The 261-nt window shown below is 56.7% G+C and carries 1 rRNA gene; it reads right to left on the bottom strand.

The window, feature by feature from the left end:
- Positions 1-261 (bottom strand): 23S ribosomal RNA (locus tag NQ014_RS10860); the annotation flags it as partial.

Below are 261 nucleotides of genomic sequence, written 5' to 3' on the forward strand. Positions count from 1 at the left end.
CACACGCTTACACCACGATATCCATCACGTGGCACGGCTACCTTCCTGCGTCACCCCATCACTTGGCTACTACCAGTTCAGGTCCCCAGCATCACACACACCAACCAACCCGAAGGCTGGAAAAAGGTGCGTGATCAGGTGGGTTAGTATCCCTGATTCACCATGGGCGCGGACACACGGGTACGGGAATATCAACCCGTTATCCATCGACTACGCCTGTCGGCCTCGCCTTAGGTCCCGACTCACCCTGGGAGGATTAAC

It is taken from the genome of Corynebacterium sp. 5QC2CO (assembly GCF_024580435.1).
Classification (GTDB): Bacteria; Actinomycetota; Actinomycetes; order Mycobacteriales; family Mycobacteriaceae; genus Corynebacterium; species Corynebacterium jeikeium_D.